Below are 15,164 nucleotides of genomic sequence, written 5' to 3'. Positions count from 1 at the left end.
ATGGAGATCACTTTGGTCGAGGGGGACATCACCGCCCAGCGGGTCGACGCGATCGTCAACGCGGCCAACTCGTCGCTGCTCGGGGGCGGGGGAGTGGACGGCGCGATCCACCGGCGCGGCGGGCCGGCCATCCTGGCCGAGTGCCGGGCGCTGCGCGCGTCCCGGTACGGCCGGGGGCTGCCGACCGGGCAGGCGGTCGCCACCACCGCCGGCGACCTGCCGGCCAGCTGGGTGGTGCACACGGTCGGCCCCGTGTACTCGTCCACCGAGGACCGGTCGGCGCTGCTGCGCGACTGCTACACGAACAGCCTCGCCGTCGCCGACGGGCTGGGCGCGGCCACCGTGGCCTTCCCGCTGATCTCGGCCGGAGTGTACGGCTGGCCGGTCTCCGACGCCGTACGCCAGGCGCTCGCCGTGCTGCGGACCGCGTCCCCCTCGGGCGTCACGGAGGCCCGCCTGGTCCTCTTCGGAACCCCGGCGTACGGGGTGGCCCGCCGACTCATCTCGGCATGACGGGCCGCGCCGCTGGCGCGTGGACAACTTCCGGGAGGATGCTGCCCTGCCGGCCGGCGCATGCAGCATCTTCCCGGAAGTTGCGGGGCGTTCGGGCTGTGCGAGGTGGGATGGTGCGAGAGAATGGGGCGAAACGCCTTATATCGGGCATAGGTTGGGCAATGGGGTGCTCGAAGTGACAGTGGCGCGGGTGACGCGGGCCGTCCGGACGACGGCGGCCTCGTTGGCCGTACTCGGGGCAGCCGGCCTGGTCCGGGGCGAGCCGCGGCCGGCGCCCGCGGCGGCCCGCGTCGCCGCGTCGCCCACGTCGGGCGCCGCTGCCACGTCGGGCGCCGCTGCCACGTCGTCCGCTGCCGCCACGGCGTCCGCGTGGCCGCCGCCCGGCCCCCGTACCCTGATCGAGATCAGCCGCGGCCAGGTGCCGGCGCGGGCGGGGACACGCGAGGCGTTCTGCTCGCCGGGCCTGGGTGGCGGGCCCCTGCCCGGCGAGGACATCTGGGCGTTCGGCCTGCCCGCCGACGGCGCCACGGCCCGGTTCCTCGCCGTGACGCCCCTGTTCGCCACCCCGGACGGGAGCCCGGTGGCCCTGGCGCTGCCCAGCGAGGGCGGCGTGCTCGCGGACGACCGGGGCGCCAGCGTGGCGTGGGTTGGCGTGCCCGCCGGCTGGACCCTGCTGGGCGCGACGGCGACGATCGCCGGCCAGGCCGACCACTTCGTGCTCGCCGGCCTCTGCCCCGCCCGCGCGGCCTGAGCGTCGGTCACCCGCCCCGCAGGCAGGACCACTGGCTGGCGACCGGCAGGTATCCGAGCGCTTCGTTGATCGCCAGCATCGGCGCGTTCGCCGCGTCGTTCGAGGTGTACGCGACGCGGACGCCCCCGGCGGCGGCCCGGTGCAGGGCGACCGTCTTCGCCAGGCGGGCGAGCCCTCGGCCCCGATGTTCGGGGACGGTGGCGGTGTAGTCCGACCACATCGCCCGCAGCGCCACCACGGCGGGCGCGTCCGCGGGCCGGGCGGCGCGGATCACCGGTCCGACCCCAGCGTCGATGTCCGGGGCGGCTCCGGGTCGCGGACGGCGGCGACCGCCTCCACCTCAACGAGTTGGTCGGGGTAGCCGAGCACGGCCACCCCGAGCAGGGTGCTGGGCGGGTCATGGTCGCCGAACGCGTCCCGGACCACCTCCCAGACCGCCACCAGGTCGGCCCGCCGGCCGGACGCCACGTACACGGTGGTCTTCACGACGCCGGCGAGGCGGGCCCCGGCCGCGGCGAGCGCGGTTTCCAGGTTGGCCATCACCTGCCGGGCCTGCGCCGCCGGGTCGCCCGGCGCCACCGTACGACCCTCGGCGTCCAGCGGGCACGCCCCGGCGGTGAACACCAGCCGCGCGGGCGGGGCGACCGTCGCGGCGTAGGCGTACTCGGCGACATCGGACAACTCGGGTACGCGCACCAGCGCCACGGGATCGCTCATCCGCGCGACGCTAGCCGCCGTGGCGGCCCCGCCGCGACGCCATTTACGCGGAGTCGCGGACCACCAGCTCCGTCGGCAGCAGGAGCGCCTGCTCGACCGTCTCGCCCGCCGCGATCCGGAGCAGTTGCCGGGTCATCGCCCGACCCAGCTCCACGATCGGCTGCCGGATCGTGGTCAGCGGCGGCTCGGTGTAGGCGGCCGTCTCGATGTCGTCGAACCCGACCACCGCCACGTCGTCCGGCACGTGCCGCCCCGCCTCGCGCAGGGCCCGCAGGGCGGCGTGCGCCATCAGGTCCGACGCGGCGAACACGGCGTCCAGCCCCGGGTGCTCGGCGAGCAGTTGCCGCATCGCCGCCGTGCCGGACTCCCGGGTGAAGTCGCCGTACGCGACCAGCTCCGGCAGCCCGGCCGCGGCGACCGTCTCCCGGTACCCGACCAGCCGCTCGATGCCGGCGACCATGTCCTGGGGGCCCGCCATGGTGGCGATCCGCCGCCGGCCGCTGTCGATCAGGTACCGCACCGCCCGGGCGACCCCGCCGACGTGGTCGACGTCCACGTAGGGCACCTCGGCGCCGTCCAGCGGTCGACCGCTGCACACGACGGGGATACCCAGCCGGGCCAGCTTGCCGGGCAGCGGGTCGGCCCCGTGCAGCGAGGCGAACAGCACCCCGTCGACGTGCCGCCCGCTCGTGTACCGCTCCACCCGCGCGTGCCCGGCCGGCGAGCCGGCGAGCATCAGCACGAGCTGCTTGTCGGCCGCCTCCAACTCCTGGCCGACGCCGCGGATGATGCCCGGGAACACCTGGTCGTCGGAGAAGACCCGGGTGGCCGCCTCGGGCAGCACCAGGGCGAACGAGTCGGTCCGCTGGGTGACCAGGGTGCGGGCGGCCAGGTTCGGCACGTACCCCAGCTCGGCCACCGCCCGGCGGACCGCCTCCTGGATCGGCTCCGCGACGGTGGTCGAGCCGTTCACCACGCGGGAGACGGTCGCCCGGGACACCCCGGCGAGCCGGGCCACCGCCTCCAGGGTCGGCCGCTGCGCCGTCGTCATCCCCGTGCTCACCACCTCGTCACAGCCCGTTCCGGGAGATCACCTCCTGGTACCACCGGGCGCTGGACTTCGGCGTGCGCCGCTGGGTCAGGTAGTCGACGTGGACGATCCCGAACCGCTTGCGGTACCCCTCGGCCCACTCGAAGTTGTCCAGCAACGACCATACGAGATAGCCGCGCAGATCCACGCCCCGGGCGATCGCCTCGTGCGCGGCCCGCAGGTGCCCGTCGAGGTAGGCGATCCGGTCGGCGTCGTCGACGCCCTCCGCCCCCGGCGCGTCGGGGAACGCCGCGCCGTTCTCGGTGATCAGCATGGGCAGGCCCGGGTAGTCGGTGGCGATCCGCACCAGCAGCCGGGTGAGCCCGGCGGGCTCGACCATCCAGCCCATGTCGGTCAGCGGCCCGGCCGGCGGCAGGAACTCCACCGCCCGCTCGGTGCCGGGGAACGCGGCGTCGCCGGACCCGTCCGGGCGTCCCGCGACGTACGTCGGCGTGTAGTAGTTGATCCCGAGCAGGTCGATCGGGGCGGCGATCGTCTTCTCGTCACCGTCCCGGACGAACGTCGGCTCGACCAGCCGGCTCACGTGCTCCAGCACGTCGTCCGGGTAGCCGGCGCCGGTCAGCGGGTCCAGGAAGACCCGGTTCTGCAGCCCGTCGACCAGCCGGACGGCGGCGGCGTCCGCCGCGCTGTCCTGGTCCGCCGGGCGCACGTCGGCCGGGTTCAGGGTGATCCCGACGACCTCCGCGCCGGCCGCGCGCAGCGCCCGGGCCGCCAGGCCGTGGGCGAGCAGCAGATGGTGTACGGCGGTGAAGGCCGCCCCGGCGCCGGACTCGCCGGGAGCGTGCACGCCGCTGCCGTACCCGAGGTAGGCCGAGCACCACGGCTCGTTGAGCGTGGTCCAGGTGCGGACGCGGTCGCCGAGCCGGGCGTACACCGCCGTGGCGTACGTGGCGAAGTGCTCGGCGGTCTCCCGGGCGGTCCAGCCGCCCCGGTCACCGAGGGCCTGCGGCAGGTCCCAGTGGTACAGCGTGACGACGGGGTCGATCCCCCGCGCCAGCAGCGCGTCGGTCAGCCGGTCGTAGAAGTCCAGGCCGCGCGGGTTGACCGGGCCGGTGCCGTCCGGCTGGATCCGGGGCCAGGCGATCGAGAACCGGTACGCCCTCAGCCCCAGCTCGGCCATCAGGGCGACGTCGTCGGCGTACCGGTGGTAGTGGTCGCAGGCGACGTCGCCGGTGTGACCGGCGAACACCCTGCCGGGCGTACGGCTGAAGGTGTCCCAGATGGACGGGCCGCGACCGTCGTCGCGGGCCGCGCCCTCGATCTGGTACGCCGCCGTGGCCGCGCCCCAGACGAACCCGTCGGGAAATCGAAGCTCGCTCACGCACCCCTCCAGGAAGGAAGGGCCCCTGTCAACGCCTTCGGTAGGGCAGGGGCCCTGTCGACACCCGCGTCGCCGGCCGGGCCGGACGGGCGGCGTCAGCCGGTGCGCAGGCCGTCGAGCAGGCCGCGGTCGCCGCTCACGCCGAGGGTGTCGAAGCTGATCCGGCCCCAGAGGGCCAGCAGCAGGTCGCTGGCGGTGCCGGTGACCTCGACCCGGGCGTGGTGCTCGTCGTGGTCGAGGATGGTGGCGGTGTCCAGCAGCGCGACGCCCTCGCCGCGCAGCCGCAGGTACCAGTCCTGGGCCGCGTCCGGCGCGCTGAGGTGCACCACCCCGTGCCACTGCCCGCCGGTCGTCCGCCGGCCGGCCGGGAGCCAGGTGTCCAGCACCTCGCTCACCCCGTCGGCGGCGAGCTTCGCCTCGATCGGCTCGCCGGCGGCGACGGCGAGCTGGGCGTCCCAGCGGTGCACGGCCGTCTCGTGGGCCATCCGGCGCGGCCAGAAGACCGCCTTCTTCGGCTGCGGCGCCCAGTTCCACGCCGGCGCCTCCGGGTCCAGCCCGTCGAGGAGGGCCATCAGCCGGTCGTACCCCTGCTGCCAGAACTCCAGCGGGCTGACGCCGGCGGGCGGCTCGGCCAGCCCTCGGCGGTCCGGCGGGGTGGTCGCGCCGGAGCCGGCGAACGAGTGGACCCAGTGGTAGACGCCGCCGAGGTGCAGCGCCAGGTCGGCGACCGTCCAGCCGGGGCAGGAGAGCACGGGTGTTTCCGGAGGCGCCTCCGCGACGGCGGCGGCGAACACGGGACCCTCCGCCCGGAGCGCGCCGATCCAGAAGTCCTTCGTGCCGTGCAGTCTGCTCATCGCGATCCTCCCGGGCGACCGGGCCACCAGTAGGTGCCGCGGCTCTCCCTCAGCCTAGGGTGAAAGGCGTGCCAGACGTTAGTGCCCAGCCCGCCGCCGAAAGCCACGCGGAACGCTCCATGTCGCTTGCTGGTTACACCACGCTGCGCCTCGGTGGCGCCGCCGGGCGGCTCGAGACCGCTGCCAGCGCCGAGGAGATCGTACAAAAGGTGCAGGAGGCGCGCCTGCGGGACGAGGAGGTGCTGATCCTCGCCGGGGGCAGCAACGTGGTCGTCGGTGACGTCGGTTTCCCCGGCACCGTCGTCCTGGTGCGGTCCCGGGGGCTGCGCGCGGTCGCCGAGGACGCCGAGACGGTCACCGTACGGGTCGAGGCGGGCGAGCCCTGGGACGACCTGGTCGCCGCGACGGTCGCCAACGGCTGGTCCGGGCTGGAGTGCCTGTCCGGCATCCCCGGCTCGGCCGGCGCCACCCCGATCCAGAACGTCGGCGCGTACGGCCAGGAGGTCGCCGAGACGATCACCGGCGTCCAGGTGTACGACCGGACCGACGGCACGGTGGGCCGGATCGACGCGGCCGACTGCGGGTTCGCGTACCGGTCCAGCATCTTCAAGTACGCCGACCGCTGGGTGGTGCTGTCGGTCGACTTCCGGCTGGCCCGCTCGCCGCTGTCCGGCCCCGTCCGCTACGCCGAGTTGGCCCGCACGCTCGGCGGCGAGGTGGGCGACCGGGTGCCCCTGGCGGACGCCCGGGCCACCGTGCTGCGGCTGCGGGCCGGCAAGGGCATGGTGCTCGACCCGGCCGACCCGGACACCCGGTCGGTGGGCTCGTTCTTCACCAACCCTGTGCTGGACCGGGAGTCGTACGAGCTGTTCCGCGGGCGGGTCGCCGACCTGGAGAAGGTGCCGCACTGGCCGGGTCCCGGCGACACGGTGAAGCTCAGCGCGGCCTGGCTGATCGAGAACGCGGGCTTCGCCAAGGGCCACCCCGGCCCGGAGGGCGTCGCCATCTCCAGCAAGCACACCCTGGCCCTCACCAACCGCAGCGGCACGGCCAGCACGGCCGCCCTGGTCTCCCTGGCCCGCGACATCCGCGACGGCGTCCACGCCCGCTTCGGCGTGACCCTCCACCCGGAACCAGTCCTGATCAACTGCACCATCTGACCCCCTCCCCACCCCCTCCCCACCCCCTCCCCACCCCTCCCCACCCTCCCACCCCTCCCTTCTCCGCGATCTGACCGGTAAATGACCTGTACCACGACGGGTTTTGGGCGCGGTGGGCTGGCCCGGTGTTGATGGCCAGCCCGGGCGGGGTGGGGGTGTGGGGTCAGGTTGTCGGTTGCAGGGTGACGGTGTGGCCGAGGGCTTCGAGTTGCCGGACCAGGCTGTTGATCTTCCGGGTGGTGTTGATACGGCGTTCGTGGAAGTCGGCGCCGAGATCGTGGTAACGGGCGGTTGGGTCGTTGAGCAGGTGCCAGATGATCACGAGGATGGAGCGGGCGACGGCGACCTTGGCCTTGCCTCTGCCTCGACGTGTGACCAGACGCCGGTAGCGTTCGGACAGGAACGTTCCCTTGCCGCGGGCGACGGTGGCTGCGGCCATACCGAGGGCGCCTTTGAGGTACGGATTGCCTTTGCCTGTCTTGCCCGCGGTGAGGCTGGTACCGGACTGGATGGTGCGCGGACACAGCTTCGCCCAGGACACCAGGTGCGCCGCGGTGGGGAACCGTGTCATGTCCAGACCGATCTCGGCGATGATCAGTTGCGCGGACTCGGTGCTGATGCCCGGGATCTCGGCCAGGCGCCGCCGGGCGTCTGGCGCCGGGGTGTCGCCGTCGCCGCCGCCCGGCTGGGACGGTGGGTCGATGTCGTCGAGTATCTGCCCGATCCGTGTGGTGAGTTTCGCGATCTCGGTGTCGAGGCGGTCGATCTGGTCGAGCAGGATCCGGGCCAACTCGCCGTGATGGTCGTCGAAGCGGCCGGTGAGTGCCTCGATGAGGGCGTTGCGTTTGCGGCGCAGCGCTCCGTGGGCCAGCGAGGCGAGGGTCGCCGGATCACGTTGACCGGCGATCAACGCCTCAACCATGTCCCGCGTCGACACCGTCCGCAGGGTGGAGGCCACCGACGACACCTTGATCAGGGCGTCTTCAAGCAGTTTCTCCAACCTCGACCAGTAGCGGGTCCGGTCCCGGACCAGATCCACCCGCATCCGGGTGTAGTCACGCAACACCCGCACCGGAGCCGCAGGCACGAACGAGGGCCGCAACAGGCCCTTCTCGGTGAGCTTGGCCAACCACACCGCGTCCAGCTTGTCGGTCTTCGGCCGCCCGGGCACGTTCTTGACGTCACGGGCGTTGACCAACTGCACGTCCAACCCGGCTGCCTCGAACAGGTAGAACCAGATCCGCCAGTAGTCCGACGTGCTTTCCACGGTGACCTTCTCCACCCCCGCCGCCACCAGATCGGCGGCAAGGTCACTGACCGCGTTCGTGGTCGCCGTCACCTGCCACACCCGGCTCACCCGCCGCCCACCCGCGGCGGGTAGCCGGGTACACACCATCCCCGACTCCTTGGCCACATCGACCGCACACACCCGCTCCCAGACCTTCTCGCTGTCAGCGTCCGGGATCTCTTCGGGTAACCCGCGCATCCGCCCGCGTCCCTCCTCACCGTGATCGACCAGTGGGTAGGTCGCCCGGGGGCCTCGGTCGGGAACCGAAAATCTGACCGGCGTGCTCGAAGCAACAGTGCGTGACCCACAAGAGTCCGGGCCCCGGCGCCAGACTTGCAGACGGCCTCAACTAGACCAAGATCGATCGGCGTCGGCGGGCGACCTGTCCACCATTTTCACGCCTGCGAGGCGTCCCGAAAAGACCGGGTGACTTGCAGTTTCCGCCCCGACATAAGGGATGAAAGCCCCGAACCGGGGGCACAAAGTGCAAGATCGCGGGAGCTAGCGGGGGGCGACCGTGGACCAGGGGACCGTGAGCTCGCCGTGGCGCCAGCGGCGGGGGCCGCCCAGGAGCGGCCAGCCCGCGTCGCGGACCGTTGCGAGCGTGCGCAGCCAGCGCTGTCTCGGGCCGAAGGGCGCGTACGGGGCGGCGGCGCGCCAGGCGTCGTCCAGGACGCGGATCAGGTCGTGGACGGGCTCGCCGGGGACGTTGCGGTGGATCAGCGCCTTCGGCAGCCGCTCGGCCAGCTCGGCGGGACTCGTCAGGGTGGTGAGCTTCGCGGCCAGGGTGAGCGTGCGAGGGCCGTCCGCGTCGATCAGCAGCCACCCGCCGAGGCGGCCGAGCTCGTCGCAGGTGCCCTCCACCAGCAGCCCGCCCGGGGCCAGCCGCTCCGTGATCGTCCGCCAGGCGGCCGCGACCTCGCCCTCGTCGTACTGGCGGAGCACGTTGCCCGCGCGGACCAGCGCCGGGCGCAGCCCGGCCAGCTCGAACCCGCCCCGGGCGAAGGTGAGCCCCGGCGGGTCGGCGGCGGGCTGGGCGGCGGCCACGCGTACCGGATCGATCTCCAGCCCGACGACCCGTACGTCGGCGCGGACCCCGGCCGCGAGCCGGGCCCGCAGCTCCACGGCGGTGACCGGGGTGCCGCCGTAGCCCAGGTCCACCACCAGCGGGTCCGGCGCGGACCGCAGCCGGTCGCCGCAGGTCTCGACGATCCAGTTGTCCACCCGGCGCAGGCGGTTGGGATTCGTCGTCCCGCGCGTGACGACGCCCTGCGGCTTCATCAGGTCACCCGGTGCACCTTGTGCTGGGCGGCCTGGGCCAGCGGGCGCACCACGAGCCGGTCGACGTTGACGTGGTGCGGGCGGGTGGCGCACCACGCGATGCAGTCCGCGACGTCCTCGGCGACCAGCGGCTCGGCGACCCCGGCGTAGACGGCCGACGCCCGCTCGGCGTCGCCGTCGAAGCGGACCACCCCGAACTCCTCGGTCTTCACCATGCCCGGGTCGATCTCGACCACCCGGACCGGCCGGCCGCACAGCTCCAGGCGCAGCGTGCCGGCGACAGCGGTCTGGGCGTGCTTGGCGGCGCTGTAGCCGCCCCCGCCCTCGTACACGACGAAGCCCGCCGTGGAGGAGACGATCACGATCGTCCCGGCACCCGACGCCTCCAGCGCGGGCAGCAGCGCCTGGGTGACCCGCAGCGTGCCGAGCACGTTGACGTCGTACATCCACTGCCAGTCGCCCACCGAGCCGGACTCCACCGGGTCGAGCCCCCGCGCGCCGCCGGCGTTGTTGACCAGCAGCGTGACCGGCCCGGGGGCGGCCGCGGCGGCCTCGGCCAGGCGCGCCACCGACCCGTCCGAGGTCACGTCGCACTCGACGGCGGTGGCGGCGCCGCCGGCCGCCTCGATTTTGGCGACCAGCTCGGCGAGCCGGTCGGTGCGGCGGGCGGCGGCGAGCACGTGGAATCCCTCGGCGGCCAGCCGGCGGGCGGTGGCGGCGCCGATCCCGCTGGACGCGCCGGTGACGATCGCGACGGAGGTCATCGGACCATTGTCGCCCGGGTGGGCCGACCCCTCGCCCCCGGGACCTGCCCGGCGGGCGGCGACCGTGATGAGGTCCGTCACGCCCGGGGGGCGCCCGCACGCATTTCCCGTGCCCGATGGGGAAGATGACATCCGGCGCGCGAGTTGACCGAGAGAGCGCCGGTCGTGCGGGACGGCAGCAACCGTGACAGAGGGAGCGGACGTGGCGGAATTGCACACCGGTGTCGGTCGTCAGCGGGGCGCCCGGCCGTGGCCGCGGCCACGGCGCATCGCCACCCTCTCGGTGCACACCTCGCCCCTGCACCAGCCCGGGACGGGCGACGCGGGCGGCATGAACGTCTACATCCTGGAGGTCGCCCGGCGGCTGGCCGAGGCCGACGTCGAGGTGGAGATCTTCACCCGGGCCACCTCCGGCGACCTGCCGCCGGTGGTCGAGATGGCCCCGGGCGTGCACGTCCGGCACGTCACCGCCGGCCCGCTCGAAGGGCTGACCAAGGAGGAGCTGCCCGCGCAGCTCTGCGCGTTCACGGCCGGGGTGCTGCGCGCCGAGGCGGCCCGCGCGCCGGGCCACTACGACCTGATCCACTCCCACTACTGGCTCTCGGGGCAGGTCGGCTGGCTGGCCAAGGAGCGCTGGGGAGTGCCGCTGGTGCACACCGCGCACACCCTGGCCAAGGTGAAGAACGCACAGCTCGCCGCCGGCGACCGGCCCGAGCCGAAGGCCCGGGTGATCGGCGAGGAGCAGGTGGTGGCCGAGGCCGACCGGCTGGTCGCCAACACCCGGGTCGAGGCCCGCGACCTGCTGCACCGGTACGACGCCGACCCGGCCCGGGTCGCCGTGGTCGAGCCCGGCGTGGACCTGGACCGGTTCCGCCCCGCCGCCGGGGACCGGCACGCGGCGGCGCTGGCCGCCCGCCGCCGGCTGGGGCTGCCCACCGGGGGGTACGTGGTGGCCTTCGTGGGCCGCATCCAGCCCCTGAAGGCGCCCGACGTGCTGATCCGCGCCGCCGCCGCCCTGCGCGAGCGCGATCCCCGGCTCACCGAGGAGCTGACCGTGGTGATCGTCGGCGGCCCCAGCGGCAGTGGGCTCGACCGGCCCACCGCCCTGATCGAGCTGGCCGCCTCGCTCGGCGTCGCGGACCGGGTGCGCTTCCTGCCGCCGTGCACCGGCGACGACCTGCCGGCCGTGTACCGGGCCGCCGACCTGGTCGCGGTGCCGTCGCACAACGAGTCGTTCGGGCTGGTCGCGTTGGAGGCCCAGGCGTGCGGCACCCCGGTGCTGGCCGCCGCCGTCGGTGGTTTGGTCACCGCCGTCCAGGACCAGGTCAGCGGCGTGCTCATCGACGGCCACGACCCGGTCGACTGGGCCCGTACGCTGGCGCGGCTGCTGCCCGACCGGGCCCGCCGGGCCGCGCTGGGCCGGGGCGCGCAGCTGCACGCCCGCAACTTCTCCTGGGACCGCACGGTGACCCGCCTGCTCGGGGTGTACGGCGAGGCGATCGCCGAGTACCGGGGCCGGCTGGCCAGCAGCCTCGCCGGCGACCCGGCCCTCACCTGCTCCTGGTGAGGGGTGCGCGGAGGGGCGCGCTCGTAGAGTGGGCCGGATGAGCCGGAAGAGCGAAGTGGCCGCCCTGGTCGAGTCGGTCTGCGCCGAGCGGGAGCTCGCCGCCGAGTCGACGGGCGAGGCGTCGTACGCGGTCACCCTGCCGGGCACGCACAAGCTGAAGACGGTCTGCAACCTGATCGTCGGCGAGCACGCGCTGCGGATCGAGGCGTTCGTGATGCGCCAGCCGGACGAGCGGCGCGAGGAGCTGTGGGCCTGGCTGTTGCGGCGCAACGCCCGGATGTACGGGGTGTCCTTCTCGATCGACGCCGTGGGCGACGTCTACCTGACCGGCCGCGTCAACCTAGCCGGGCTGGACGAGGACGAACTGGACCGCCTGCTCGGCGCCGTGCTGACGTACGCCGACGAGTCCTTCGACACCATGCTGGAGATCGGCTTCGGCACCGCCATCCGGCGGGAGTGGGAGTGGCGGGTCAGCCGTGGCGAGTCGACGGCCAATCTCGCCGCGTTCGCCCATCTCTTCGAGCCCTCGTCCGCCTCGGGGGCAGCGGCGGCAGGTAAGTCACCGGATGGAGGTTCGGAGCCGTCCTGACGGGTATGCCGCACCGCGCGGTGCGGCACTGGGACCGACCGCGCGCCGAGGACGGACTGTCGAGGAGCGTGAGCGTCCCATGGCTCAGCGGAACAGCTCAGGTCGCGGCGGGACTGCGACCGCGACCAAGCGGCAGGCGGGCAACCAGACGCCGAGCACCCCGCAGATCTCCGAGTCGGAGATCTCCCGGATGAGGGTGGACGACATCCGTGGCCAGTTGCGGCGGCGGGGCGTCTCCGGGATCTCCGCCCTGCGCAAGCCGGAACTGGTGAAGACCCTGGCCCGGACGCTGCGCGCCGAGGGCCGGGCGGGAGGCGCGGCGCGGGGCGCGACCGGGCCGGCGGGCCGGGCGCCCGGCAAGAAGGCCGCGGCCGGCGCGCGGAAGGCCGCCGGGGGCGCCCGGAAGACGACGACGGCGCGCGCGAAGGCGGCGCCGGCCCCCGCGCGCAAGGCGGCGGCCAAGAAGGCGGCTCCCGCGAAGAAGGCGCCTGCGAAGAAGGCCGCGGCGAAGCGGGCGGCCCCGGCGAAGAAGGCGCCCGCGAGGAAGACGGCGGCGAAGACGGCGCCCGCGAGGAAGGCGGCGGCGAAGACCGCTGCCGCGAAGAAGGCGCCAACCAGGAAGGCGGCGGCGAAGAAGGCGCCACCCACGAGGAAGACGGCGGCGAAGAAGGCCCCCGCCAGGAAGGCAGCCCCGGCGAAGAGGGCCGCGGCGGCGAAGGCGACGACGGGGGGACGCGGCCAACGGGCGGCTGCCGCGCCGGCGCGGAAGGCGGCGACCGGGCCAGGCGCGCGGACCGGCACCAGGACCGGCCCGGCGTCTTCCCGGTCGGTGCGCTCGTCTCAGGTGATCACCTCCCTCGAGGACCGGCCGGAGCGTCCGGGGCGCAGCCTGGTGACGACCAACCACGACGTGATCCGGCGCTGGGCGCAGGAGCGCAACGCTCGCCCGGCCACGATCGCCGGCACCGAGCGGGAAGGCCGGCCGGGCGTCCTGACGTTCAACATGCCGGGCTACCGGGAGAGCAGCCGGGTCCGGGAGGTCAGCTGGGACGACTGGTTCCGGACGTTCGACGAGCGCGCGGTGAACCTCATCTACCAGGAGCAGATGCGCGACGGCCGGCAGAGCAACTTCTTCCGTACGGAGGCCCCGCATCGCGAGGACGCCTGACGTGTTTGCGGGAATGGCGAGCGGGTAGACGCTGTTGGCCAACAACGAGCCCGACGAAGCGGAAGGCCGGTATCGGACGGCGGTGTTGTGACCGGCGAGACAGCCGATCCAGGTTGAATCCGCAATCAGGGCGAATAAACTTTATTGCACCGCGCCACGCTCGGAAACGTTCGGGGGAGCGGCGGATCGATCAGATCCGTGCACGGGTGAGGCGTGGGGGACGGGTGGAGCCCACCGTTGGGGGACGGTGCCGCCCGTTGGACCGGCGGCGCGAGCGGGCGACGCTTACGGGGGTGAGTGTCGCCCGCCGCCGCCGGGGCACGATGCGAGCGCCCATCACGGCCCACGGGTCGAGGTGGGCGCTTTGCCTTGTCCAGGGAGCTCATCGGTTAGCGACCGGCTGCGCGGCGGGCTCATCGGTGAGCGACCGGCTGCGCGGCGGGCTGGGCCCGCTGTGGCGGCCCGGCGCAGGGCCGCGACGCGGCGCTGCCGGGGCGGCCCGGCGAGCAGGTGACCAGGTGTCGTGCCACCAGCGCCGCAGGGCCTGCACCCCGACCTCCAGTTAGGTTTGGGAACCGTGCCGGCGCCGACGGTAGGGAGCGCCAGCGTGTCGCCGGTCACCGCGCCCCGACCGGGGCGACCGGGCGCCGGCCGGGGTCGGTGGCGTCCGGGGCGTACCCCTCGGCGGCCGGCTCGATCGGCTCGGCGGGCGCGGTGGCCGCGGCCTCGGCCGGCTGCGGCGCCGGGGGCCGCACCTCGCCGACCGGCGCGGCCGGCGGGCGCAGCGCGACGGCGCGCCGCTCCCGGGCCGGCCCGGAGACCAGGTGCGCGACGGCGATGAGGGCGCCGATCGCGGCGCAGCCCAGCCAGAGCGTCGCGTTGCCGGCCTGCTGGCGGACCAGGCCGCCGAGGATCGGGGCGCTCGCCCCGGCGATCTGCCAGGACAGCGAGAACACGCCCTGGTACCGGCCGCGCAGGGCGGCGGGGGAGAGCTCCGCGATCAGGGTGGAGTTGGACGGCGAGTTGAGCATCTCGCCGACGGTCCAGATCAGCACGGTCATCGCGTAGAGCCAGGCGGCGTCGGCGAACGCGGTCAGGCCGAAGCCGACGCCCATCACCAGGGCGGCCAGGGCGAGCACGTGCGAGCGGCTGCGCCCCCGGATCAGCCGCGGGACGAAGAGCTGCCCGGCCACGATCAGCACCCCGTTGAGCGCGATGACCGTCCCGTACGTGGTCGGGGCGAGCCCGTCCTCGCCCATCGCGATCGGCAGCATCGAGATGTGCTGGAGGAAGACCAGCGCGCCGAGCAGGTTGAGCGCCACGAAGCCCAGGTAGACCCGGTCGGTGACGATGGTGCGCAGCGCGCCGCGGGGCCGCCCCGCCCCGGCGCCGCCCGGCGCGGCCACGGCCACGGCCCGGGTCTCCGGCACCTTCAGGAAGATGACCGCGGCGGTGACCACGGTGGTGCCCGCGTCGACCACGAAGAGCAGCAGGTAGCTGGCCTCGGCGGCGAGCCCGGCGAGGATCGCCGCGCTGGCGAAGCCGAGGTTGATGGCCCAGTAGTTGAGCGAGAACGCGCGCAGCCGGTCCCGCTCCGGCACCACGTCGATCATCATGGCGCCGAACGCCGGGCGGGCCGCCTCGGCGAACAGGCCGAGCAGCAGCGCCCCGACCGCGACCGCCCAGAGGTCCCGGGCGAAGCCCAGGGTGAGCATCATGCTCGCCGCGCCGAGGTGGGCGGTGAGCAGCGTCGGCCGCCGGCCCCACCGGTCGGTGAGCGTCCCGCCCAGCGTGGTGCCGACCGCCCCGCCGACGCCCCACAGGCCGAGCACCATGCCGGCCTGGAGCTCGTCGAAGCCGCGCTCCTGCGTCAGGTAGATGGCCAGGAAGACCAGGACGAACGAGCCGAGCCGGTTGATCAGGGTGCCCGTCCACAGGTACCAGAACGTCCTCGGTAAGCCGCCGGTGGTGTCCCGGAACCAACCCTGCGTCGTGCGCACGTCCGCCCCCGCTTCGGTAATGACCGATCTATTTGTAGCGCCTTACAAACTAGTGTCGGGCGGGAACGCCGGTCACCGGC

General features: G+C 74.1%; 14 protein-coding genes and 1 pseudogene. 6 read left to right on the top strand and 9 right to left on the bottom strand.

Annotation, left to right across the window (positions count from 1 at the left end; all coding sequences use genetic code 11):
* A complete protein-coding gene (locus JD77_RS08635; RefSeq protein ID WP_145773806.1) occupies positions 1-513 on the top strand; it encodes an O-acetyl-ADP-ribose deacetylase in 513 nt (170 codons plus the stop codon).
* Between the two features lie 190 nt (positions 514-703).
* Complete coding sequence (locus JD77_RS08630) at positions 704-1,264, top strand: hypothetical protein (RefSeq protein WP_145773805.1); 561 nt, start codon at positions 704-706, stop codon at positions 1,262-1,264.
* A gap of 7 nt (positions 1,265-1,271) precedes the next feature.
* Here the strand turns inward: JD77_RS08630 and JD77_RS08625 are convergent.
* From JD77_RS08625 to JD77_RS08605, 5 genes and pseudogenes are all read right to left on the bottom strand, one after another.
* A pseudogene (locus tag JD77_RS08625) lies at positions 1,272-1,484 on the bottom strand (GNAT family N-acetyltransferase); the annotation flags it as partial.
* Between the two features lie 50 nt (positions 1,485-1,534).
* Positions 1,535-1,981: a RidA family protein gene (locus JD77_RS08620; RefSeq protein WP_145773804.1), complete on the bottom strand. Its 447-nt coding sequence runs from the start codon at positions 1,979-1,981 to the stop codon at positions 1,535-1,537.
* Positions 1,982-2,024: 43 nt separating this feature from the next.
* Entirely contained in the window at positions 2,025-3,032 is a 1,008-nt protein-coding gene (locus JD77_RS08615; RefSeq protein ID WP_145773803.1) for a LacI family DNA-binding transcriptional regulator, read from the bottom strand.
* A 19-nt stretch (positions 3,033-3,051) separates the two neighbouring features.
* Positions 3,052-4,413, bottom strand: coding sequence for a GH1 family beta-glucosidase (locus tag JD77_RS08610; RefSeq protein ID WP_145773802.1), 1,362 nt, complete (start codon positions 4,411-4,413; stop codon positions 3,052-3,054).
* Between the two features lie 95 nt (positions 4,414-4,508).
* The gene (locus JD77_RS08605; RefSeq protein ID WP_145773801.1) at positions 4,509-5,267 is read right to left on the bottom strand and encodes a maleylpyruvate isomerase family mycothiol-dependent enzyme; all 759 of its coding nucleotides are present in this window, start codon (positions 5,265-5,267) and stop codon (positions 4,509-4,511) included.
* A 68-nt stretch (positions 5,268-5,335) separates the two neighbouring features.
* Here JD77_RS08605 and JD77_RS08600 point away from each other — a divergent pair, with 68 nt between their 5' ends.
* A complete protein-coding gene (locus tag JD77_RS08600; protein WP_170286396.1) occupies positions 5,336-6,427 on the top strand; it encodes a UDP-N-acetylmuramate dehydrogenase in 1,092 nt (363 codons plus the stop codon).
* 163 nt (positions 6,428-6,590) lie between these two features.
* On the opposite strand, the gene JD77_RS08595 is transcribed toward JD77_RS08600, so the two are convergent.
* The 3 genes from JD77_RS08595 to JD77_RS08585 form a co-directional block, all read right to left on the bottom strand.
* Entirely contained in the window at positions 6,591-7,913 is a 1,323-nt protein-coding gene (locus JD77_RS08595) for an IS110 family RNA-guided transposase (RefSeq protein ID WP_145773799.1), read from the bottom strand.
* Between the two features lie 303 nt (positions 7,914-8,216).
* Positions 8,217-8,996, bottom strand: coding sequence for a class I SAM-dependent methyltransferase (locus JD77_RS08590; protein ID WP_170286395.1), 780 nt, complete (start codon positions 8,994-8,996; stop codon positions 8,217-8,219).
* Positions 8,996-9,760, bottom strand: coding sequence for an SDR family oxidoreductase (locus tag JD77_RS08585; protein WP_145773798.1), 765 nt, complete (start codon positions 9,758-9,760; stop codon positions 8,996-8,998). The genes JD77_RS08590 and JD77_RS08585 overlap by 1 nt, the downstream gene beginning before the upstream one ends.
* A 202-nt stretch (positions 9,761-9,962) precedes the next feature.
* On the opposite strand from JD77_RS08585, the gene mshA reads away from it, so the two are divergent.
* The 3 genes from mshA to JD77_RS35080 all read left to right on the top strand — a co-directional run bounded on the left by mshA (position 9,963) and on the right by JD77_RS35080 (position 13,084).
* Entirely contained in the window at positions 9,963-11,327 is a 1,365-nt protein-coding gene (mshA, locus tag JD77_RS08580; protein WP_145773797.1) for a D-inositol-3-phosphate glycosyltransferase, read from the top strand.
* Positions 11,328-11,364: 37 nt separating this feature from the next.
* Positions 11,365-11,916: a type III secretion system chaperone family protein gene (locus JD77_RS08575; RefSeq protein ID WP_145773796.1), complete on the top strand. Its 552-nt coding sequence runs from the start codon at positions 11,365-11,367 to the stop codon at positions 11,914-11,916.
* A 289-nt stretch (positions 11,917-12,205) separates the two neighbouring features.
* Positions 12,206-13,084, top strand: coding sequence for a hypothetical protein (locus JD77_RS35080; protein ID WP_387227485.1), 879 nt, complete (start codon positions 12,206-12,208; stop codon positions 13,082-13,084).
* A 617-nt stretch (positions 13,085-13,701) separates the two neighbouring features.
* Here the strand turns inward: JD77_RS35080 and JD77_RS08565 are convergent.
* Complete coding sequence (locus JD77_RS08565; protein ID WP_145773795.1) at positions 13,702-15,084, bottom strand: MDR family MFS transporter; 1,383 nt, start codon at positions 15,082-15,084, stop codon at positions 13,702-13,704.
* Positions 15,085-15,164: the final 80 nt, after the last annotated feature.

The organism is Micromonospora olivasterospora, assembly GCF_007830265.1.
GTDB lineage: Bacteria > Actinomycetota > Actinomycetes > Mycobacteriales > Micromonosporaceae > Micromonospora > Micromonospora olivasterospora.
Note: the sequence above shows the minus strand (reverse complement) of the source record. Positions and strands in the feature narration are given on the sequence as shown.